This window comes from Nocardia sp. BMG111209, from assembly GCF_000381925.1.
Lineage (GTDB): Bacteria > Actinomycetota > Actinomycetes > Mycobacteriales > Mycobacteriaceae > Nocardia.
The window spans coordinates 4017230-4038942 of sequence record NZ_KB907307.1; the positions used below are offsets into that span (position 1 = coordinate 4017230).

Consider the following 21713-nt stretch of genomic DNA (forward strand, 5'->3'; position numbering starts at 1 on the left):
AAGTGGTACGCGCGGGCATGTCACAGATCCAATTCCAGAAGGTCTCCGGCACAACGGGAGACGCAGGGCAGCAGGTCGCCGGCGGCGCGCTCGGCGGGGGTCAGCACGGTGTCGCGGTGCTCGGCCGCACCCGCCAGCACCCGGACCCGGCAGGTGCGGCAGAAACCCTGCCGGCAGGAGTACGGCGTATCCGGCCGCCGGGCAAGCACTTCCGACAGCAGGGTGCGGTCGGCGGGCACGGTGAACTCCTCGCCGGTGCGGGCCAGCCGCACCCGGAACGGCCGGCCGTCGAGCACCGGTGGCGCGGAGAATCGTTCGGAATGCAGTTCGGTGCCGGGTCTTTCGCGCACCAGCGCGGCGACGGCCGCGGTCATCGGCGCCGGTCCGCAGCAGTAGACCGCGACGCCGGGACCGGCGCCGGCCAGCAGGTCGGCGGCGGCGGGCAGGCCGGACTCGTCGTCGGTGCGGACGGTGACCCGGTCACCGAAGCCGGTCAGCTCGTCCAGGAAGGGCAGGGCGTCGCGGTGCCGCCCGGTGTAGACCAGGGACCAGTCCGCGCCCAGCCGATGCGCCGCCCGCACCATCGGCAGGATCGGCGTGACCCCGATCCCCCCGGCGATGAAATGCACTCGGGCAGCGGCGGATCCGCGTCCCGGCGGCACGAACGGGAAGGCATTGCGCGGGCCGCGCACGGTGACCCGCGCGCCGACGGGAAGTTCGTCGTGCACCTCGATCGAGCCGCCGCCCCCGTCCGGGATGCGCCGGACCGCGATCCGATAGACGTGCCGGTCGGCGGGATCCCCGCACAGCGAGTACTGCCGCAACCGTCCGGAAGGCAGTTCCAGATCCAGATGCGCGCCGGGCCGCCACGGCGGCAACGCGCGGCCGCCGGGTGCGACGAGCAGCAGCCCGACCACGTCGGCGTCGCGGGCCTCCACCCGCCGCTGTGCCACGGTCAGGACGAGCCGGTGATCGTCGACCCGGCCGCCGGGAACGCGCCGATGGATCAGCGCCGACCACCGCAGCCGCGTCTCGGCCACCCCGCTGAACACCCGGATCGCGCGATCCGGGTGGCGGCGGCCGAACAGGTCGGCGGGAACGGACGTCACGAGGCCATCGCCTGGGCCGCAGGGGATTTCGCCAGATAGGCGACCGCCTGTGCGGTGGAGCCGACGCCGGCCGGGGTGTAGCCGGGCCGGAAGGTGGACAGCGCGCTGCGCAGCAGCGCGGGCACCCCGGGCAGCGCACCGCGCCACATCGCGCCGCAGACCTCCGCCAGCAGCCGCGGGTAACTCCGATCCGGCAGCGAGGGGTCCTGTCGCACAAGGTATCTCGCGCCGCGGAAGACCAGCGCCAGGAAAATCGGGAAGGTGATCAGCATCAGCGCGCCGCGGCGCAGATAGCCGATCTCGAAATAGCAGGCGACATCGTGGGCGACGAACCGGTGCTCGACCTCCTCGGCGCCGTGCCACCGGAACAGGTCCAGCACTCGCGGATCCGCGTCGAAACGCTCCAGCTCGGCGTTGAGCACCCAGTCCCCGAGGAAGGCGAAGAAATGTTCCAGGGTGGCGATGAATCCGAGCCGCTCGACCAGGATCTGGTACTCCGCCCGGGGATTGCGGCCCGGACGCGGGCCGAGGGTGGTGCGGAACAGGTATTCCATCTGCCGCACATAGGGTTCCACGTCGACACCGTGCGCCGCGAACACCTCCTCGAGCACCCCGTGGTGGGTCTGCGCGTGCATCGCCTCCTGGCCGACGAAGCCGAGCATCTGCTCGCGCAACCGCTCGTCGCGAACCAGCGGCAGCGCCTCGGCGAAGGCCTGGCAGAACATCCGTTCCCCCTCGGGGAGCAACAGATTCAGCGCGTTGACGACGTGCGAGGCGATCGGTTCGGCCGGCATCCAGCGCAGCGGCGTATCCGTCCAGTCGAACCGCACGTTCCGCGCCTGCAGCGCCACCTCCCCCGGATCGCCGATCGCGGGAAGTGCCCGAAGGGGAAGTAACTTCATCGGTACTCCAGGTGCTCGTTTCCGGCGAGGATCGCCGTTGCTACACGAGCGTAGCAATAATGCCCCGCTATATGGAACCCGGAGTTACAGCTAGAGTCGGCCGGTCAGCGCTTGGTCAACGGGCGGACCAACTGCTGCCCCTCGGCATCGACGGTGGTCGCCTGGGTGAACACATTGCCCGGCTGGATCAGCCCGGAGAGCACCACGTGCACCGGTTTGGTGACCATGTTGCCGGCGGCGCAGTTCGGATCGCAGAGGTTGTCGCGCTCGGTGCCGTCGCCCTCGGCGCCCTCGGGACCCCAGGAGCTCCAGGTGATCTGCTCAACCACCGCGCCGAGGTCGGCGCAGGCGAGGATGAGTTTGTCCGGCCGGGTCACCGCCTGGTTGAACGGGCAGTCGATGACCTGCGGCACGCCGGCGGTGTGCGCGGTCAGCGTGGCGCCGTTCGATTCGGAGCCGCAGCCGCCGGTGAGGATCATCGCCGCGGCCGCCAGCAACGCCATCGCACCCAGGCGCCGGTATTCGCGAACAGTGGTAATTCCGGTCGTCCGCACCCCATACCCCTTCGTCGAGCCCGTCCGATCACTGCCGTCACGTCAGGCTACTCCCCCGCCTCGGAGGCTCCGCAAATTTATCGCAATCGAAATTGCCGACCCGGCGGGCGTGGTCTTGCGGGAAGACTAGCGCACCCGGCGGCTGCCGACCCGGCGGTCGGAATTCGCTGTCGGAACTCCGGCCGATGCCGTCACCGCCGGTGACATCGCACCGCCGGTCCGATCACGATGCGCCGGGGTCCGCGCCCGCGGCGTCGGCGATCCAGCGCTGCGACCAGCTCCACAGCGGTTCCAGCGCTCGGCCGAGTTCCGTTCCGGGCCGGGCCAGTTCGTACGACTTGTCCGGCCGCTTCACCACCAGCCCGGCGTTCTGCAGCGCCTGCAACCGCACCGACAACATGCTCGACGAGCAGTTGCCCATCCGGCGGCGCAGCTCCAGGAAACCGAGCGGGCCCGGCTCCAGCTCCCAGATCACCCGCAGCATCCAGCGTTGGCCCAGCAATTCCATGGCGGCCTGCGCGGACACGGCGGCGGGATCCGCCCGGCGCGGTATGGCCGGCTGTCTTGCACTTCTCATTCCGAACCACGATAGTGATTCTGAAATAGAAGCGATGACGGAGGGAGTGCGACCATGACCCCGAGGCGAGTGGTTCTGGTGACGGGTGCGTCCCGCGGCATCGGCGCGGAGACCGCCCGGATCCTCGCGGCCCGCGGCGACCACGTGGTGCTCAACTATCGCGAGAAGCGCTCGCGCGCAGAGAAACTCGCCGCCGAGTTCACCGCGGCCGGCGGCAGCGCATCGATCGCGGGGGCGGATCTCACCGATGCCGCCGCGGCCGCGGAACTCGTCGACGGTGTGGTCCGGCAGCTGGGCCGCCTGGATGTGCTGGTGCTCAACGCATCCGGCGGTCTCGAACTCGGCGCGCCGGACGACTATCCGATGACCGTGAACCGGGACGCGCAGTCGCGCCTGGTCCGGCTGGCGCTGCCGCACCTGCCGGTCGGTGGCCGGATCGTGTTCGTCACCAGCCATCAGGCGCATTTCCACGGCCGCAAGCCGGTGCCCGACGCCTACCTGCCGATCGCCGCGAGCAAGCGCGCCGGTGAGGACGCGCTGCGCGCGATGATACCCGAATTCGGCTCGCGCGGAATCGGTTTCACCGTGGTGTCCGGCGACATGATCGACGGCACGATCATCGTCCGGCTGTTGCAGCGCCGCGATCCGGACGCCGTCAGCGCCCGCACCGAACACGGCCCGCTGCCCACCGTGACGGAGTTCGCGGCCGCCGTCGCGGACGCGACCATCGCCGATGCCGGACCCGGACACACCGTCTACGTCGGCGGCGCGGACTATCTCGCCAGCCACTGAATCGGCGTCTACCGGGATTCGTTGCGCAGCAATCTGTCCCGTGCGGCGACGCCGAGCCGGGCCATCGTTTCCTGGTTCGCGGTGCGCAATTCGCCGTCGGCCACCACCGTGCGGCCGCCGACCAGCAGGCGCGCCAGCGGCGGGGTCGGCCCGAAGACCAAGGCGCACAACGGGTCCGCCACGGCATCGCGGAAACCGTCCACCCGCCAGATCGCGATGTCGGCCAGTTTGCCGGGCTCCAGGCTGCCGATCTCGGCCTCGCGGCCCAGGTTTCGCGCGCCGCCGAGGGTGCCCAGTTCCAGGGCCTGCCGGGCGGTGAGCGCGGCGGGACCGTGCAGGGCGCGCTGGAACAGCAGGGCCTGGCGCATCTCACCGGCCAAGGAGGTCAGTTCGCTGGAGGCGGCGCCGTCGACGCCGAGCCCGACCGGCACGCCCGCGGCCAGCATATCCACCACCCGCGCGATCCCCGCGCCCAGGCGGCCGTTGGAGCTCGGGCAGTGCGCGACCCCGGTGCCGGCCTCGGCGAAGCGGCGAATGTCCTTGTCGTGCAGGTGGATCGCGTGGGCGAACCAGACATCCGGGCCGAGCCAGCCGAGTTCGTCCAGATAGTCCACCGGGGTGCGGCCGGTCTGCCGCAGGCACAGGTGCTCCTCGTCGAGGGTCTCGGCGAGATGGGTGTGCAGGCGCAGGCCGCGGGAACGGGCCAGTTCCGCCGCATCCAGCATCAGGCCCTCGCTCACCGAGAACGGCGAGCACGGTGCGACCGACACCCGCAGCATCGAATCGAACGCCGGATCGTGGAAGCGGTCGATCGCCGCGGCGGTCGCGGCCAGCACGGTGTCGCGGTCCTCGACCACCTCGTCCGGGGGCAGGCCGCCCTGGGCGGCGCCGCGGTCCATCGATCCCCGGCACGGCTGGAACCGCAGCCCGACCTCACGGGCGGCCAGCACCTCCGCCTCGAACAGGTCGCCGCGCCCGGTGGGGAACACGTAATGATGATCGCTGGAGGTGGTGCAGCCGCCGAGGGCCAGCCAGGCCAGCCCGGCCGCGGCGGCGCCGTGCACGACCTCGGCGTCCATCCCCGCCCAGATCCGGTACGAGCCGGTCAGCCATTCGAACAGGGTGGATTCCTGGAACAGGCCCTGGGTGGCCCACTGGTACAGGTGGTGATGGGTGTTCACCAGGCCGGGTGTGACCAGGCAGCCGGTGGCGTCGATCCGCTGCGCCCTGGCCAGCGGCGGCGCGGCTCCCGGGCCCAGGGCGGTGATCCGGCCGTCCGCCACCACGACATGTCCGGACGCGATCTCCGCACCCACCACCGGCGCGAGATATCCGTTCTCGATGACCAGCACCGCCACTCCTTCCGGCTCGCGGGACCGCGGTATCCGCACCACGATTGCCCGCCGGGCCAGTACATCGGTATCGGCTCGCCGTCGCCAGTCACCGATCCGCCCGAAACACGCCCGTTATCCCGTCCGCGACTCGGCGGAATCTCCAACGTCGCCGTCCGGCGGCACGGTCGGCGCAGGTAGCGTGAGGCGTTATGGCCGTTCCGCACCGCGTTCTGTCCACCTCCGGTACCCGGAGGCTGGCCGAGGCGTGCCGGCCGGAGATCCCGGAGCTGACCAAGCGGCTGCTGTCCGCGATCTTCACCGACAACCCGGAGTGGACCGACTACACCTCCGTTCCCCGCGCGGCGCTGCGCGACGGCTGCCGTCGATACCTGACCCGGATCCTGGATCTGCTCGGTGGCGAGACCTCCGATCCGGAACACGACGACGTGGCGGCCTCGATCGGCCGGGAACGCGCCGAACAGGGTGTTCCGCTGGAGGCGATGCAGCGGACGTTCCGGCTCGGCGGCGGCATCGTGTGGGCGGCGCTGCTGGACAAGGCCGATCTGACCCCGGAGAACCAGGTCGGCCCGCAGGAGATCCGCGAGGCCGGCACCGCGATGTGGACGGTCATCGACGGGCTGTCCTCGGCGCTGGTCACCTCGTATCGCAAGACCGAGCTGGAACAGGTTCGCCGCGACGAACGCCGCCGGCACGCGCTCATCGAGGATCTGCTCGCCGGCCGCGCCCACGACGCCACCTTCGCCGCCCGCGCCGCCCGCGAGCTCAATCTGCCGCCGCACGGCGGTTATCTGGTGGTGGCCGCCCGCTCCGATGCCCGGCCGGTGCGCGCGGGTGCGGAAACGGCGTTGGGGGCGTTGGGAATTCGCTCGGTGTGGCACGACCGGGTGGACAGTACGATCGCGGTGGTCGCGCTGGAGCAGCGCGACGCCGCGACCGTCGTGGACCAACTGCGGCCGCTGGTCCGCGGCCGAGCCGGGGCCTCGTCCGCGGTACCGGGCCTGGCGCAGGTGGATTCCGCGCACACCCTGGCCCTGATCGCGCTCGACACCCTGCCCGCCGACGCGACGGGTCTGGTGGCGCTGGACCAGCGGTACCCGGAGGCACTGCTGGTCCGCTCCCCCGATCTCACCGGACTGCTGGCCGCGCACACCCTCGGGCCGGTGCTGGAACTGCCTGCCCGCGAACGCGACATGCTGTTGCAGACGCTGTCGGTGTGGCTGGACGAGAACTGCTCCGCGGCGCACGCCGCGCCGCGGCTGCACTGTCACCGCAACACGGTGATCAACCGGTTGCAGCGGATCACCGTGCTGCTGGATCGGCCGCTGGAGGACCAGCGATCGATCCTCGAACTCTCACTGGCCCTCACCGCCCTGGAACTGGGCCTCGCACCGGTCACCTCCGACCGCTGAGGGCATACCGAATACGCTGCGGCAGTTGCCCGTCCGGCGATCCGGCCGCCGATCATGCTGCGGCCGTTGTTCATCCGGCCAGCGCGGACGCCGATCAGACCGCCGCCGGGACTTCCCGCCCGCCGAAGACGAAACCGTCGAAATCCGCGGCGGCGGATTCCCGCAGTGTGCGGCGGTAGGTGCCCAGGCCGCCGAAGTAGAACAGCGTGCGCGGTTTCTTCCCGGGGATGTTCGCGCCGAAGATCCACGAGTCCACCTTGGCGAACAGGCTCGCCTCGGCGATGCCGCGGCAGGTCTGCGTCCAGCCGTCCTCGGCGGCCACGGTCGTCTCGACCCGTGCGGCGCCGCGCTGTTCGGCCGCGGCGATCAGATCCGAGATCCACTCGACCTGGCTCTCGATACCCGGCGGCAGGTTGCAGAACACGCTGTTCGGCCCGAACACCATGAACAGGTTGGGGAATCCGTTGGTGGCGACGCCGAGATACGTCGTCGGCGCCTCGGACCAGTGCTCGCGCAGTGTGCGGCCACCGCTGCCGCGCACGTCGATCCGGTCGTAACTGCCCTCGATCGCGTCGAATCCGGTTGCGAACACCAGGACGTCGAGCTGATGTTCGACGCCGTCGGCGGTGACCACGCCGGCCGGGGTGATCCGCTGGATCGGATTCTCCTTCACCGAAACGAGTTTCACGTTGTCCCGGTTGTAGGCGTCGTAGTAGCCGTCGTTGCAGATCGGCCGTTTCGCGTAGTACCCGGTGGGGGTCAGCAGCCGCGCGGTCTCCGGATCCCGCACGGTCGCGGCGATCTTCGCGCGGATGAACGCGGCGGCGGCCTCGTTGGCATCCGGATCGAAGGCGATATCGCCGAAAGTGCCGAACATGAACCGGAATCCGCTACCGGCCTGCCAGGCCTGCTCGAAGACCCGGGTCCGCTCCGCGGCCGATACGCTCATCGCGGGGACGTCGCTCTCCTGGAATCCGCAGCCGACCCGGGACTCGTACACCTGCTCCCAGATCGCGTCGTAGCCGTCGCGGACCTGCGCGAGATAGTCGGCGCCGAGCGGGCCGTTACCCGCCGGCACCACGTACTGCGGCGACCGCTGGAAGACGGTGAGGTGCCCGGCGACCGGGGCGGCGGCGCAGATGAACTGGGTGCCGGTCGATCCGGTGCCGATCACGCCGACCCGCTTGCCGGTGATGTCGAGATCGTCCGGCCAGGCGCCGGTGTGCACCAGCCGGCCCGCGAAGCTCTCGCGGCCCTCGATCTCGGGGAAGTTGCGCTCCGACAACGGGCCCAGCGCGCCGACCACGTAGCAGGAGACGTATTCCGCGCCGTCGTCGGTACGGACGGTCCACTCGTTGCGGTCCTCGTCGAAGGTCAGGCCCACGACGCCGGTGCCGAACCGGATGTCGCCGCGCAGATTGTTGCGGTCGACGACCTCGTTCAGCAGCGCCAGGGTCTGCGCCTGCGGCACGTAGCGGCTCTCGGGCATCAACTCCCGCAACAGTTCCCGGTCGAACGAGTAGCGATACACGATGCCGTCGACGTCCGAGCAGGCGCCGGGATATTTGTTCCAGTACCAGGTGCCGCCGACGCCGTCGGCCTTCTCGAAGGCGAGGACCCGCAGGCCGAGCTCGTTGCGCAGCTTGTGCAGCATGTAGATTCCGGCGAAACCGGCTCCGATGACGATCGCGTCCAGGCGATCCGAGGCGGGTGCGCTCATGGGTTCGTCTTTCTCTTTCTCTCGATCACGGCTGCAATTTCGCTACGCGCCAGCCGTTTCCGGTGTGCTCGTAGCGCAGCCGCCGATGCAGCCGGGTTTCGGCGGCGGACCAGAATTCGACGGAGTGCGGTTCCAGCCGGAAGCCCACGAATCGCTCGGGCCGGGGCAGCGGGGATTGCTGCGCCAGCGAATCCGCCTCGGCCAGCAGGGCTTCCGGGTCGTCGAGCGGTTCGCTCTGCCGCGATGCCGCCGACATCGCGTGCAGCGCCGGGGGGCGGCGATCCCACAGCAGGATGTTCTCGCCGTTGCTCAGCGCCGCCACCGGGCCGGAGACACTGAGCTGGCGGGTGTTCTCCCGCCAGTACAACAGGCCCGAAGCCCAACCGGTGGCGGCGATCTCGCGCGCCTTGCGGCTGGTGGCGTGGGTGGTGAACACCAGCCCGCGCGCGGACACGTCGATCACCGCGACCATCCGGTTGGACGGCCGGCCGGCGGCGTCGGCGGTGGCCAGCGCCAGGGCCAGCGGTTCCCGCACACCGCTGGAGACGGCCTCGGAAATCCATTGCCGGGCCAGGGCCATCGGTTCCTCGGGCGGGGCATCGTATTCCGGGAACTCCAGATCCACGACCCCGGTGACACTTTCGAATCGGCTGCTCATCGCTCGTCTCCTCAGACGTGGAGGGTGCCGGCGGCGGCCACGACGCCGTGCCCGCTCACCCGCACCTCGGTGATCTCGCCGGACCCGGCCGCGGTGGCGCGGGCGAACATGACGGAGCGACGGCCGATCTCGACGCCCTGATGGATCTCGACCGTGCGCCCGTAGTCGGCGAGGCCGTGCCGGGCCAGATGCACCGCCAGCGGACCGGCGGCCGAACCGGTGGCCGCGTCCTCGACCACGCCGTAGGCGGGCGAGAACATCCGGGCCCGCCAATGCCCCTCGGCCGGTGCGAAACAGTTCGCCGCCAGATCCGGGAACACCGACAGCGCACGGTGATCCGGATGCAGCGCCGACAGCGCGCCGACATCGGGCAGGCCGACGAACACGTGCCGCGGCCCGTTGCGGTAGATCTCCACCGGCAGTGTGGAATCCGCGATCCCGAGCGCCGCCAGCAGTTCCTCGCCGCGCTCGAACCGCCGCCAGCGCGGGATCGGCTGCCGCATCGACACGTGCGCCACGGTCTCGTCGTCATTGGGCTCGACCTCGAAAGGTACGGTCCCCATGGCGGTTTCGAAGCGCAGCCGCCGGACACCGCGCTCGAGGCCGACCGCGACCGCGGTGCCCAGCAACGGATGTCCCGCGAACGGCAGTTCGTTGACCGGGGTGAAGATCCGCACCCGCGCGTCGGCGTCGTCGCCGGTCGGCGGCAGCAGGAAGACCACCTCGGACAGATTCATCTCCCGGGCGATCCGCTGCATCCGGTCGCCGTCCAGGTCGCCGGCGTCGAAGAAGACCGCGACCGGGTTGCCGGACAACGGTTCCCGGGCGAAGGCGTCCACCACGACGTAGCGGTGGCCGGGCCGCGCCGGCCGGCGCACCCGGGCGTGCACATCGAAGCATTCGCGGTGCGCCGGCGGGCGGCCGATCAGCTCCAGCGCCGAATTCGGCGGCAGCCGTGCGGGTTTCTCACCCCGCCACACCATCACCGCACCCCAGCGCGCGCCGGTCGGGTCGGCGATCCAGAACTTCTCGTCGAGGCCCTCGACGTCGCGCCAGCCCGCGGGGACGTCGTCGTCCGTCAATTGGGCCGCCAGCCGGTCGACGGTGACGCCCGATCCGTCCAGTTCCCACCACGCGATCTCCAGCGTGGCGGGCGGCGCGGCGGCGGGCGGCACCGGAGCGGGGGCGGCCGAAGCGGGGAGAGTCATTGTGCCAGAACTCCTTCGGCCATTCCGGTGAGGATCCGGGGCCCGTCGATGGTGAGCAGCGACTCCGGATGGAACTGCACGGAGGCGAACCGCGGCCCCCGCAGCGCGTGCACCTCGGCAGTGCCCGGATCGCGGCTGACCTGCACCGCACCGGCCCAGGTGTCCAGCCGGTCGTGTTCGCTGCGGGCGGAGAAGGTGTTGTAGAAGCCCACCCGTTCCCGCGATCCGAACAGGTCGATCCAGCGCTGGGTGCCCTGATTGGGCAGGCTGCGGCGCAGCACCGGCAGGCCCAGCCGGCGGCTGAGCACCTGATGGCTCAGGCAGGTCGCCATGAACGGCCTACCGCTGCCGAGCAATTCGTCGACCACCGCGGCGAGCTTCGCGATCTTCGGATCGTCGGCGGCGCACGGATCGCCCGGTCCGGGCCCGACCACCACCAGATCGTGACCGGCGAGATCGAAATCCTCGTCGAAGCGACGGATGGTCACCGACAGGCCCAGCATCCGCAGCTGATGTTCCAGCATCGCGGTGAAGGTGTCCTCGGCGTCGATCACCAGGGCGTTGTGCTCGTGCAGCCGTTCGGAGCGGGTCGCCGAGGAGGTCAGCCCGGCCCAGAACGCGGCGATGTCGTCGTTGCGGCTGCGCAGCGCCGCCACCACCTCCGGATGGTCGGCGAACTCGCCGCCGGCGCCGGCGCCGAAGGCGGCCAGCAGCCCCGCCGCCTTGGCCTGGGTCTCGGCGACCTCGGCCAGCGGGTCGGAGTGCCGCACCAGGGTCGAGCCGACCGAGATCGACAGCCGCCCAGCGGGTTCGATGGACGCGGTGCGGATCAGGATGGCCGAGTCGAGTACCGGCTCGCCCTGCGCGTCCCGTCCGGCCAGCCCGATGATCCCGCTGTAGTACCCCCGGCCCGCCGGCTCGTACCGCCGGATCACCCGGGCCGCGCTCTCCACCGGGGAACCGGTGACCGTCGGCGCGAACATGGTCTCGCGCAACACGTCCCGGATATCGCGCCGGGTGCGGCCCTCCAGGTGGTACTCGGTGTGCGCCACCCAGGCCATCTCCTTGAGGAACGGCCCGATCATCCGGGTGCTGCCCGGTTCGCAGATCCGGCACATCATCTTCAGTTCCTCGTCGACGACCATGTACAGCTCCTCGGTCTCCTTGCGGTCGGCGAGGAAGGCCGTGACGCCGTCGAGAGTGGGCCCGCCGGCCGGGTACCGGTAGGTGCCGCTGATCGGATTCATCTGCAGCACACCGGTTTCCAACGAGACGTGCCGCTCCGGGGAGGCGCCGACGAGGGTCAGGTCACCGACGCGGACCAGGAAGGTCCAGTACGCGCCGCGTTCGGCGGCGAGCAGTTCGCGCAGCACCGCCAGCGCCATCGCCGGGGTGTAGTCCGCGATACCCGCGGAGTAGGTGCGTTTGATGACGAAGTTGGCGCCCTGCCCGCTCCCGATCTCGTCGTCGATGATCGCGCGGACCGTCGCCGCGTAGGCGGCGTCGTCGGAGTCGAAACCGCCCTCGCCCAACTGCACTCGCCGATGCGGCAGCCGGGCCAGGACCGCGCCGAGCGGATGCCGTTCCTCGCCGGTGACGGCGAGGGCCAGCAGCGGGGCGCCGTCGTCGGGTGCGGGGAATCCGCGTTCGGTCAACTGCCGGTACGGAATCAGCACCAGCGCCTCGCTACCGGGCGCACCGCGACCGCCGAGCCGGATACCGGCCAGCGACTCCGGCCGCTCGGCCGCGCCGACCAGTACCGTCACATCCCGGCCCGGCCGGCTGATGATCGCGAAATCGCCTGCGCTGCCGTCGATCACGGCCCCCAGTAGATCCCCGCTCACGCGGTGTTCATCGGCCGTGAGCGGAGGGCCTGCGTGGTGACGCTCCGCTGCCGCCTCCGGCCCTTGCCCGCTCACGACAGGGCCTCGGCCACGGTGGTGATCCGGGCACAGCAGCTCGCGGTGTACTCGAGGGTGAAACGGTGCTTCTCGGCCGAGAAGTCGCCGACCGCGTCGGCCACCAGGAACACCTGCAGATCGTTGGCGTACGCCTCCAGCGCGGTCGCGAGGATCCCGACGTGCCCGTACACGCCGCACAGCAGCAGCTGATCGCGGCCCTCGGCGCGCATGCGGCCCAGCAGGTTCGAGCGATGGAAGGCGCTGTACCGCCATTTGGTGAAGGTCCAGTCCGCGGTCTCCGGGGTCAGCTCGGCGACGATCGCGCGGTCCGCTTCGGCGGTGGTCATCCCGGCGCCCCAGAAGTCCTGGAGCAGACCGCGATCCGCGGCCGACATGCGGCCGGGCTGTGCGGTGTAACCGATCCGGACACCGCGTTCGGCACAGTTGCGGCGCAGCAGGGCCGCGTTGGCGATCAGGCGGCCGCGCAGGGCGTGCGGGAAGGCGGCCAGGAAGTACTGCTGCATGTCGTGGATCAGCAGGACCGCCCGCTCGGGCCGCACCCGCCAGTCGACCAGATTCTCGGGGAGTTCGGACCGGCCCGGCAGTGGATAGGGCTGCACCTGCAGGGCCGGCGTGGGCACGATCGTCATGGTTACTCCGAATTCGTCAGTGCCTCTAGGACATCCAGGCGTTCGGCGGACCAGGCCGCGACCACCTCGGCCGCCTGGTCCGGATTCAGGCGCGGATCGCACAGCGTGGCGGCGGCCGTCGACGGCACCGGTGCGTCGGCGTCGGCGAGGCATTCGCCGACCGGGTAGGGCGTGGCCTCCAGATGCAGTCCGTGCGCCGCCACGCCGACATCGGCGAGGATCGACCGGAACCGGCGCAGCTCCGCGACCACGGTCGCCACCAGGCGGGTCTTGCGGTTGCCCGGAAGCTTGATCGTGTTGCCGTGCATGGGATCCGACAGCCACAGCACCGGGTGCCCGTCGTCGCGCACCGCCCGCGCCAATGCGGGCAGCCGTGCTTCGATGGCGTCCGCGCCCATGCGGACGATCAGCGTCAGCCGGCCGGGTTCGCGCTCCGGATCCAATCGGTGGCACAGCTCCAGCAGTTCCGCCGGGGTGACGGTGGGCCCGATCTTGCAGGCGACCGGATTCGTCACGCGCGACAGCAGATCGACGTGCGCGCCGTCGGCGCGGCGGGTGCGCTCGCCGATCCAGGGCCAGTGCGTGGACCCGAGGAACAGGTCGCCGGCGCCGCTGCTGCGCAGCAGCGGCTGCTCGTAATCCAGCAGCAGCGCTTCGTGACTGGTCCACACCCGGTCCTCGAGACCGGGGCCGGACAACCGGCCGAGATGGCCGATGGCCTCGCGAGCGGCCATGAAGCACTGCAACATTCGCAGCGGATCCGGACGGCGGCTGTCCGCGTCGAATTCGGGCGCGTTGACCATGTGCCCGCGGTAGGCCGGCAGCACCACGTCGCCGACCTGTTCGATCGGCTGGGAGCGCGGCTTGGTGAACTGGCCGGCGATCCGGCCGACCCGCAGGACCGGCAGACCGGCCTCCGCCGCCAGGACATCGGCCAGCAGGTGCACGAGCCCGGCCTTGGCCGCGATGTGCGGCCGGGTGCACTCGTTCGGATCCTCGGCACAGTCACCGGCCTGCAACACCAGCGCGGAGCCGGCGGAGACCGCGGCCAGCGCCCGTCGCAGCGCGACGAGCTGCTCGAATTCGATCAGCGCACCGGCGGTGGCCAGTACGGTGCGCACGTTGGCAACCTGGTCCGGCGCATCCCATTCCGGCTGCTGGGCGGCCGGCAGCGTCCGCCCCGGGAAAAGTGGGTACGTCACGATCAACCCCTCGAATATCGCCCGATCACGAGCGCTTGGTCAGGTCGGAATACCGGCCCGCACGACATGCGGGACCTCGATGCCGAGGGCACGGAACTGCTGGCAGGGATTCATGAATTCCCGCTGCAACTCGATTTTTCCGTCCTCGAACTGGAAGTAGTGGATGAAGTGATTGTGGTAGTAACCTTCCGGATAACCCTCGAAAATGATCCGGCCGGCACCCTCGCACTCCACCCAGAATCGTTCCGGGTCCTGCGTATCGAAGATCTCGATATCGGTCCAGGCCCAGTCCGGGAAGCAGCGCAGCGACCATATCGCGTGCTCCGCCAATCGATCCCGGCCCGAGATCACGATCGGCTCACCGGATTCGGTGGTCCAGAGCCCGCCACGGCCGTTTGCCGTGAACAATTCGTGACGCCGCAGCCGATCCTGACCCCGGGTGTTCATATAGCGTTCGACCACGATTCGATTCTCGGCACGAATGCGGTCGTATTGCCCGTCGACAACTGGTGTGTTCATGTTCGCCCCTCGGCATACCATTGCACATCGTTCACATACCGACGAAACGAAATGGTAACAACAGGACGATCGGGTACTCAATGTATCGTTGCCTCACCCGAAATGAGCGGATATTCCCGGCCGATGCGCGCACCCCTCGTGAGTCACCGAAGATATTGCCGCTCCCGGATGTGCACAGTATGTTTTCCGCGTCCTTTCCTGTAAAAAGGCGGAAATTCCCATGACGACATCGACCATCGTGATCGCCGGCGCCGGGATCGGCGGATTGACCGCCGCGCTCGCGCTGCACGCTCGCGGCCACCACGTCACCGTGCTGGAGGCCGCCCCCGAGATCCGGCCGCTGGGCGTGGGCATCAACATCCAACCGGCCGCGGTCGGCGAACTCACCGGGCTTGGACTCGGTGAGGCGTTGTCCGCCAACGGCATTGCCACCCGGGTCCATCGGTACGTGGACCATCGCGGCGCCACGCTGTGGACCGAACCGCGGGGCATCGACGCGGGAAATGCGTTCCCGCAGTATTCGATTCATCGCGGCGAGCTGCAGATGCTGCTGCTGCGCGCGGTCCGGGACCGGCTCGGGCCGGACGCGGTGCACACCGGAGAACCGTTGCGTGCCTTCCAGCCCGGCCCGGGTTCGGTGCGTGTGCAGGCCGGTGACGCGGTGCACGAGGCCGACGTGCTGGTCGGCGCGGACGGCCTGCATTCCGCGGTCCGGGACCGACTACATCCGGACGGGCCGCCGGTGGTGCGGTCCGATGTCGGAATGTGGCGCGGCGTCACCGAACTGCCGGGCTTCCTCGACGGGCGGACGATGATCATCGGCTCCGACCAGCAGGGCAACCGGCTGATCGCCTATCCGTGCTCGCGCCCGCACGCCGAACGTGGTCGCGCACTGCTCAATTGGGTGTGCCTGGCCGCGGGCCCCGCTGGCCGGACCGACGGCGACCCGCTCGACGAGGTGCTGCCCCGCTTCGCGCACTGGGATCTGGGCTGGCTGGACCTGGCGGCGGTGCTCACCACCAGCCGGGAGATCCTCCGGTATCCGATGGCCGACCGGGAGCCGCTGGAGAGCTGGGGATACGGCCGGGTCACCCTGCTCGGCGACGCGGCACACCCGATGTACCCGATCGGCGCCAACGGCGCGTCGCAGGCGATCGTCGACGCGGTCGTGCTCGCCGACGAGATCACCCGCGACGAGGACCTGGTCACGGGCCTGCGCCGCTACGAGTCCGCCCGGATCCCGGCGACCACCGCGATCGTGCGGGCCAATCGGTCCATGGACCGCAAGGAGCGGGCCGTCGCCGGCCGGCCGGAGGCGGAGGTGTCGTCGCGGCTCGCCGCGATCACCCGCGACTACCGGACGACGGTCGACGAATCGCTGGTCGGCAGCCGTCGGCCGGGCCACCCGAGCGCGCGGCCGGAGGGCCGCTCCCCGCGCTGAGACGGCGGACATTCGATGGCGGCCGGGGATTCCCCGGCCGCCATCGGCGTTTCGGTGCGGCACACCGCCGCGCAGCCCGCGAGATCAGTTCCAGGCGGCCAGCTTCTCCGGGTTGCGGACCACCCAGATCCGGTCGATCCGGCCGTCCGTGACACCCAGGGAGATCACCGCGAGCACCTCGCCCGCGGCGTGGGCGACCAGGCCCGGTTCGCCGTTGACCAGCGCCTCCTCGATCAGCAGATCGGGCTGGCGCCGGAACACGTCGAGGAAGAACCGGGCCACGGCCGGAGCGCCGGCGATCGGCTCGATCGAGGCCGTGACCAGGCCGCCGCCGTCGGTGACCGCGGTCGCCTGCGGATCGAGCAGGCGGACCAGCTCCGCCAGATCCCCGGTCTGCCAGGCCGCGCGGAACGCCCCGGCCAGCGAGGCCCGCTGCTGCGGCGGCGCGTCGACCACCCGCGCGGTGTCCACCCGGCGGCGCGCCGAGGAGGCCAGCTGCCGGCACGCCCCCGGCGAGCGGCCGACGATGTCGGCGATCTCGCTGAACCGGTACTGGAACACGTCGTGCAGGACGAACGCGACCCGCTCGGCCGGGGTCATCCCCTCCAGCACCAGCAGCAGTGCCATCGCCACCGACTCGTCCAGGGTCACCTGGTCGGCCGGGTCGGTGGTGTCGTCCGCGGGTTTGTGGCTGGTCCAGCGCGCCGGATCGGGCAGCGGCTCGGGCAGCCACTCCCCCACGTAGCGCTCGCGGCGGGCCCGCGCCGAACCGAGCATGTCCAGGCAGATCCGGCTGGCCGTGGTCATCAGCCAGCCCATCGGCGACTCGATCTCCTGCCGGCCGTCCTCGCTGAGCTTGTACCAGCGCAGATAGGTCTCCTGGACGGCGTCCTCGGCATCGGCGACCGAGCCCAGCAGCCGGTAGCCGAGGTTCATCAGCGCTCGTCGCTCCGCCGCGACGGCGTGCAGGTCGTCGGGCACGGTGTCGTCTGCCTCGGCCACGGTGTCCTCCCGGTCCGGTCGTCGCTCGGGTGAAGAACTCATATCCAGTAGACGACGCAGGTCCCGGGAACGTCTGCCGCGGCACCAGACATTCTTCCGCGCTGCGTCGTCATCAGCAGTGGAGCCGGATTCACCCGGGCCCCCGGCGGGCCCGGTCCGGACCGCAGAGACACCGTCGAATCAGGAGGAAACCGCATATGACCGCCAACTTCTTCAACGTGCTCGAGGTCGACCCGGCCAAGCAGAAGGAACTGATCGAGCTGCTCAACGAGGGCACCGAGTCGGTCATCCGGCATCGTCCGGGCTTCGTGTCGGTGACGCTGTTCGCCAGCGCCGACGGCAGCAAGGTGATCAACTGGGCGCAGTGGGCCAGCCCGGAGGATGCGAAGGCCACCCTCGGCGACCCGGCGGCGCAGGAGTTCGCGAAGAAGACCGCCGCGATCGCCAAGCCGAGCCCGGGTGTCTACTCGATCGTCGCCGAGGTCAAGGCGGAGTCGGCGTAATGAGTGCTCCGGCACAGGCCGGATCCGTTTCCCGCGCGGCGCACGCCGCGCGGGATGCGGACTCCCGGTACCGTATGGCGCCGTTCGTCAAGCGCTCGATCAACAAGGTCTTCCCGACCCATTGGTCGTTCCTGCTCGGCGAGATCGCGCTGTACTCGTTCATCATCCTGATCCTGTCCGGAATCTATCTGTCCCTGTACTTCGATCCGTCGATGAGCGACACCGTCTACAACGGCTCCTACCAGCCGTTGCGCGGCGTCACGATGTCGCGGGCGTACGAGACCGCGCTGAACATCACGTTCGAGGTGCGCGGCGGACTGTTCATCCGGCAGGTACACCATTGGACCGCACTGCTTTTCGCGGCCTCGATGATCCTGCACCTGTTCCGGATCTTCTTCACCGGCGCGTTCCGCAAGCCGCGGGAGGGGAACTGGACCATCGGCTCGATCCTGTTGATCCTGGCCATGTTCGAGGGCTTCTTCGGCTACTCGCTGCCGGACGATCTGCTGTCCGGCACCGGGCTGCGGTCGCCGCTGGGCGGGATCACCATGGCCGTGCCGGTGATCGGAACCTGGTTGCACTGGCTGCTTTTCGGCGGGGAGTTCCCCGGCACCGTCATCATCCCGCGGCTGTACATCGCCCATGTACTGCTGATTCCCGGGATCATGCTGGCGCTGATCGCCGCGCACGTGGCGCTCGTCTGGTATCAGAAGCACACCCAGTATCCGGGTCCCGGGCGGACCGAGAAGAACGTGGTGGGTTCGCGCATCGTGCCGGTGTTCGCCGCCGACCAGGGTGCGTTCTTCATGTTCACCCTCGGCACCGTGGCGGTGATGGGCGGTGTGCTGCAGATCAATCCGATCTGGGACTTCGGGCCGTACAACCCGGCCCAGGTGTCGGCGGGGTCGCAGCCGGACTTCTACATGATGTGGACGGACGGCCTGGCCCGGCTGCTGCCGGCGTGGGAGATCTACCTGGGCCCCTACACGATTCCCGCGGCCTTCTGGGTCGCGGTGGTCATGGGGCTGGTGTTCACGGTGCTGGTGATGTACCCGTCGATCGAGCGGCGGCTGACCCACGACACCGCGATCCACAACCTGCTGCAACGGCCGCGAGATGTGCCGGTGCGCACCGGAATCGGCGCCATGGCCATCGCGTTCTACGTGGTCCTGACGCTGTCCTGTGTCAACGACATCCTCGCGTTCAAATTCGATATCTCGCTCAATGCCATGACCTGGATCGGGCGGATCGGACTGCTCATCGCACCGCCGGTGGCGTACTACGCCGCCTACCGGATGTGCCTGGGCCTGCAGCGCAGCGACCGGTCGGTGCTGGAACACGGCATCGAGACCGGCGTGATCAAGCGGCTGCCGCACGGCGAGTACATCGAGGTGCACCAGTCGCTGGGACCGGTCGACGGGCACGGCCACCCGATCCCGCTGGAATACCAGGGGGCGAAGGTCCCGAAGAAGATGAACGAGTTGGGTTTCGCCGGCCGTCCCGGCGGCGGTACCTTCCTCCGCGCCGACCCATCGGCCGAGGCGGAGGTGCTCGAGCAGCACGAAAAGCACGGCGAGCAGGCACAATTGGCCGTCCTGCACGAGTATCAGGACCGGAATTCGTGAGCCGATGAAGTTCTCGAGTTCGGCGCGCGGCGGCGAGTACGGGCTGCTCGTCGCCGCCGCCACCGTGACCGACGACCGGACCGCCGATGCCGTCCGGAAGCTGCTGCGCCGCAACGGCATACGGGCCACCTCCGGGCGGTCCCGGCACCGGTCGGCGTGGGGCGGGCAGGTCCAGGTGCTGGTATTCCCGGAAGACGCGGTACGCGCCTACGAGGTGCTGTGCCGGAATACCCGGTGACGATCACCGTGGCTGCCCCGAAATGCTGTACCAGCGGTTCGATTCGGGGCCACAAAATTGTACATTCGGTCCTTTTCCAGCTCCTTTGACACGTCAACTCCGTGCGTCTTCTCACAGTCGAAAAATTGTTGACACGCGGTTACAACAAAATTAGGCTCACTACGGCTCATGGATCCCGGTTTTCCACCGGGGGCTCCCGCAGTGTTGCGCGAGCGCGTGGCCGCACGGCCGGAGCAGGACTTTCGGAATAAAAACACGAGGGCTGCAACCATGCGCGACTCCATGGATATTCTGACCATATCACCGGCGATGACCCTTGCCGAGCGGAAGGCACTCACCCGCTCATTCGCAAGTTCGTATGCACGTGCCGACAAGCTCGAGAAGACCCGAATTCTCAATCAGGTCTGCGCCGCCACCGGCTGGCACCGCAATCACGCCCGCAAGGCCCTGAGCAATGCCACCCAGCAGGAATCCGCGCCCGCCCGCGCCGGCGCCGACCACGTCAAATACGACGCGAAAGTGGTCGACGCCCTGCAATTCTGCTGGACGATCCTGGACCAGCCGGCCGGCAAACGGCTCGCGCCGATCCTGCCGGAACTGGTCGCGGTCCTGCGCCGGCACGGCGAATTGAGCATCGACGATCGCACCGCCGACCTGCTCGGGGAGATGTCACCGGCCACGATCGACCGCCGGCTCGCCGACGAGCGCCGGCGGCACCCACCGGCCGCGGGCCGCAAGATCCGGCTGGCCCCCACGGTCCGCGACGATCTGACCGCGCTCACCTGGAACGGCTGGGACCACACCCAGCCCGGCTTCGCCCGCGTGACCATGGCACACGACGGCCGCGGTCGCACCCTCACCATCACCGACATCGCCACCGGCTGGACCGAGAGCCGGGCACTGGCCGCACCCGCGCAGGCGGCGGCCGCGGTGGAGGACATCGCCCTGATCCTGCCGTTCCCGATCCTCGGCCTCGGCTCGATCGACTGCGGCCGCGAGGCCGATGCCGTGCTGCTGGCCTGGTGCCGGCAGCGCCGGTTGACCTTCGCGCGCTCCCGCACGGCCACCAGTTGCGAATTGCCGGCGCCGCCCGCGCACCGGGCCTTCCCGGGGGAACTCGCGCTGTGCGACGAGATCTGGATCGACCGTTCGATGCTGACCAATTATTTCCACCCGCAGCAGCGGCTGGTCGGCACGGCACACGGCCGCCGGTACGACACCGCCACGCCGTATCAACGGGTATTACGGCACCCCGCGGTGACCGGCGAGGACAAGGCCATCCTCGCCGACACCTATCGGGGTATCAATCCGGCGGCGGTCCATCGGCATCTGAAGACCGCGACCGCGCGCCTGCACGCCCTGCGGGCCTGAATCGCCCGATCACAGGCCCGAATTGACCGGCACCCGCCCGGCCACGTATCCGGCGCGCCCGTGCGCGTGCAGATGCGCCAGATCGGCGACGCGCCTGCCCAGCAGGGAACCCGTGCGCAGATCACTGGCCGGGGGTGCCGCGTCGGCGCCCTGATCCACATTGGCCTGGGCCATCACGCCGAGCCAGCTGCCGATCCGGTTCACCTGGTCCGGACCGCCCGCGGAACTGTTCCAGCCGCAGTAGACATCGAGGCCGACCCAGATCATGCCGTGCTGGGCCGCGAAGATCGCCATTTGCGTGAGCGTCTGCAATTTGTCGCCGCTCATCGATCCGCCGACGGTGAATCCGGCCGCGATCTTGTCCCGCCAGCGCATGTTGTCGGCGAAAATCGGGCTGGTGGATTCGGCGAATTCACGGAAGGTGGCACTGCTGCCACCCATATAGGTCGGTGACCCGAATACGATCGCGTGCGCGGCATCGAGCACATCCCACCGCCGATCGTCCATCTGCCCGACCGGAACGAGGTCCACATCGGTACCCGGAATATCGCCCGCGCCCTCGGCGACGGCCTCAGCCAGGCTGCCGGTGTGCCCCTTTCCGGTGTGGTAGGCGACCGCGACCCTGGCCGATATTTGTCCCATCTAAACGCCCTCCCTCGATAACGATTGCTGCCACAACTCTTTACCGCGAGAACATCTTCCGTAGTGTAGCCCACCCCGCCGACAGCGCTCGTCCCCCGCCGCATTCCCGCGCGATTGCGGCGGACGCGCATATTTCGTTCCGGGCATTTCCCGGCACGGTCATTCGACCAGTTCGAGCAATCTGCTCGCAATCGGGTACGCGGGCCGGATCGCGCTGCGGCAGGCCCGCGAAGATTGGGCTCCGAGCACAATATCGTGACTGGATTGCTGGGCTTTCCGGCGCTTGATTGTGCATCGAGTACCCGTAAGACTCGTGGCGACGACCTGTGCCGTAC

21 protein-coding genes are annotated in these 21713 nt (G+C 69.6%); 7 read left to right on the forward strand and 14 right to left on the reverse strand.

Translation table 11 applies throughout. The features are described 5' to 3' along the window. Window positions 1–20: 20 nt before the first annotated feature. The 4 genes from G361_RS0118480 to G361_RS0118495 form a co-directional block, all read right to left on the reverse strand. On the reverse strand, window positions 21–1109 hold the full coding sequence (locus tag G361_RS0118480; protein ID WP_019928588.1) for a PDR/VanB family oxidoreductase: 1089 nt from the start codon (window positions 1107–1109) through the stop codon (window positions 21–23). Further along, window positions 1106–2011 (reverse strand): metal-dependent hydrolase, encoded by a 906-nt coding sequence (locus G361_RS0118485; RefSeq protein WP_026343195.1) that lies wholly within the window; start codon window positions 2009–2011, stop codon window positions 1106–1108. The genes G361_RS0118480 and G361_RS0118485 overlap by 4 nt, the downstream gene beginning before the upstream one ends. Window positions 2012–2115: 104 nt before the next feature. Then, window positions 2116–2565, reverse strand: coding sequence for a hypothetical protein (locus G361_RS47040; RefSeq protein ID WP_019928590.1), 450 nt, complete (start codon window positions 2563–2565; stop codon window positions 2116–2118). A gap of 223 nt (window positions 2566–2788) precedes the next feature. Beyond that, window positions 2789–3142 carry a helix-turn-helix domain-containing protein gene (locus G361_RS0118495; protein WP_026343196.1) on the reverse strand — a complete coding sequence of 118 codons (354 nt, stop codon included), beginning with the start codon at window positions 3140–3142 and terminating at the stop codon, window positions 2789–2791. Between the two features lie 54 nt (window positions 3143–3196). Here G361_RS0118495 and G361_RS0118500 point away from each other — a divergent pair, with 54 nt between their 5' ends. Continuing rightward, window positions 3197–3934 carry an SDR family oxidoreductase gene (locus G361_RS0118500; protein WP_026343197.1) on the forward strand — a complete coding sequence of 246 codons (738 nt, stop codon included), beginning with the start codon at window positions 3197–3199 and terminating at the stop codon, window positions 3932–3934. Window positions 3935–3942: 8 nt separating this feature from the next. Here the strand turns inward: G361_RS0118500 and G361_RS0118505 are convergent, their stop codons facing one another. Continuing rightward, window positions 3943–5292, reverse strand: coding sequence for an 8-oxoguanine deaminase (locus tag G361_RS0118505; protein ID WP_155981499.1), 1350 nt, complete (start codon window positions 5290–5292; stop codon window positions 3943–3945). Window positions 5293–5477: 185 nt separating this feature from the next. Between G361_RS0118505 and G361_RS0118510 the strand changes: the two genes are divergently transcribed. Further along, a complete protein-coding gene (locus G361_RS0118510; protein WP_019928594.1) occupies window positions 5478–6698 on the forward strand; it encodes a CdaR family transcriptional regulator in 1221 nt (406 codons plus the stop codon). Between the two features lie 94 nt (window positions 6699–6792). On the opposite strand, the gene G361_RS0118515 is transcribed toward G361_RS0118510, so the two are convergent. The 7 genes from G361_RS0118515 to G361_RS0118545 all read right to left on the reverse strand — a co-directional run bounded on the left by G361_RS0118515 (window position 6793) and on the right by G361_RS0118545 (window position 14556). Beyond that, window positions 6793–8418 carry an NAD(P)/FAD-dependent oxidoreductase gene (locus tag G361_RS0118515; protein ID WP_019928595.1) on the reverse strand — a complete coding sequence of 542 codons (1626 nt, stop codon included), beginning with the start codon at window positions 8416–8418 and terminating at the stop codon, window positions 6793–6795. Between the two features lie 25 nt (window positions 8419–8443). Beyond that, window positions 8444–9076, reverse strand: coding sequence for a phenazine biosynthesis FMN-dependent oxidase PhzG (phzG, locus tag G361_RS0118520; protein ID WP_019928596.1), 633 nt, complete (start codon window positions 9074–9076; stop codon window positions 8444–8446). A gap of 11 nt (window positions 9077–9087) precedes the next feature. Further along, window positions 9088–10284, reverse strand: coding sequence for a PhzF family phenazine biosynthesis isomerase (locus tag G361_RS0118525; RefSeq protein ID WP_081635419.1), 1197 nt, complete (start codon window positions 10282–10284; stop codon window positions 9088–9090). Continuing rightward, window positions 10281–12128, reverse strand: coding sequence for an anthranilate synthase family protein (locus G361_RS0118530; RefSeq protein WP_026343200.1), 1848 nt, complete (start codon window positions 12126–12128; stop codon window positions 10281–10283). The genes G361_RS0118525 and G361_RS0118530 overlap by 4 nt, the downstream gene beginning before the upstream one ends. 71 nt (window positions 12129–12199) lie before the next feature. Continuing rightward, window positions 12200–12835, reverse strand: a complete 636-nt coding sequence (locus G361_RS0118535) for an isochorismatase family protein (protein WP_019928599.1) — start codon at window positions 12833–12835, stop codon at window positions 12200–12202. A gap of 2 nt (window positions 12836–12837) precedes the next feature. Beyond that, window positions 12838–14043, reverse strand: coding sequence for a 3-deoxy-7-phosphoheptulonate synthase (locus tag G361_RS0118540; protein ID WP_019928600.1), 1206 nt, complete (start codon window positions 14041–14043; stop codon window positions 12838–12840). A 33-nt stretch (window positions 14044–14076) separates the two neighbouring features. Next, window positions 14077–14556, reverse strand: a complete 480-nt coding sequence (locus tag G361_RS0118545) for a PhzA/PhzB family protein (protein ID WP_019928601.1) — start codon at window positions 14554–14556, stop codon at window positions 14077–14079. A gap of 220 nt (window positions 14557–14776) precedes the next feature. Here G361_RS0118545 and G361_RS44065 point away from each other — a divergent pair, with 220 nt between their 5' ends. Continuing rightward, window positions 14777–15997: an FAD-dependent monooxygenase gene (locus G361_RS44065; protein ID WP_036494161.1), complete on the forward strand. Its 1221-nt coding sequence runs from the start codon at window positions 14777–14779 to the stop codon at window positions 15995–15997. An 84-nt stretch (window positions 15998–16081) separates the two neighbouring features. Here G361_RS44065 and sigJ read toward each other — a convergent pair whose 3' ends face one another. Then, complete coding sequence (sigJ, locus tag G361_RS0118555; protein WP_081635420.1) at window positions 16082–17041, reverse strand: RNA polymerase sigma factor SigJ; 960 nt, start codon at window positions 17039–17041, stop codon at window positions 16082–16084. Between the two features lie 155 nt (window positions 17042–17196). On the opposite strand from sigJ, the gene G361_RS0118560 reads away from it, so the two are divergent. The 4 genes from G361_RS0118560 (at window position 17197) to G361_RS44075 (ending at window position 20736) form a co-directional block, all read left to right on the forward strand. Next, window positions 17197–17502 carry an antibiotic biosynthesis monooxygenase gene (locus tag G361_RS0118560; protein ID WP_019928604.1) on the forward strand — a complete coding sequence of 102 codons (306 nt, stop codon included), beginning with the start codon at window positions 17197–17199 and terminating at the stop codon, window positions 17500–17502. After that, window positions 17502–19127 (forward strand): ubiquinol-cytochrome c reductase cytochrome b subunit, encoded by a 1626-nt coding sequence (locus G361_RS0118565; RefSeq protein WP_019928605.1) that lies wholly within the window; start codon window positions 17502–17504, stop codon window positions 19125–19127. Before G361_RS0118560 ends, G361_RS0118565 begins: the two co-directional genes overlap by 1 nt. Before the next feature lie 4 nt (window positions 19128–19131). Next, window positions 19132–19365, forward strand: a complete 234-nt coding sequence (locus G361_RS44070) for a hypothetical protein (protein WP_019928606.1) — start codon at window positions 19132–19134, stop codon at window positions 19363–19365. Between the two features lie 282 nt (window positions 19366–19647). Continuing rightward, window positions 19648–20736, forward strand: a complete 1089-nt coding sequence (locus G361_RS44075) for an integrase (protein ID WP_155981501.1) — start codon at window positions 19648–19650, stop codon at window positions 20734–20736. 9 nt (window positions 20737–20745) lie between these two features. Here G361_RS44075 and G361_RS0118580 read toward each other — a convergent pair whose 3' ends face one another. Next, window positions 20746–21378, reverse strand: coding sequence for a flavodoxin family protein (locus tag G361_RS0118580; protein WP_019928608.1), 633 nt, complete (start codon window positions 21376–21378; stop codon window positions 20746–20748). Window positions 21379–21713: the final 335 nt, after the last annotated feature.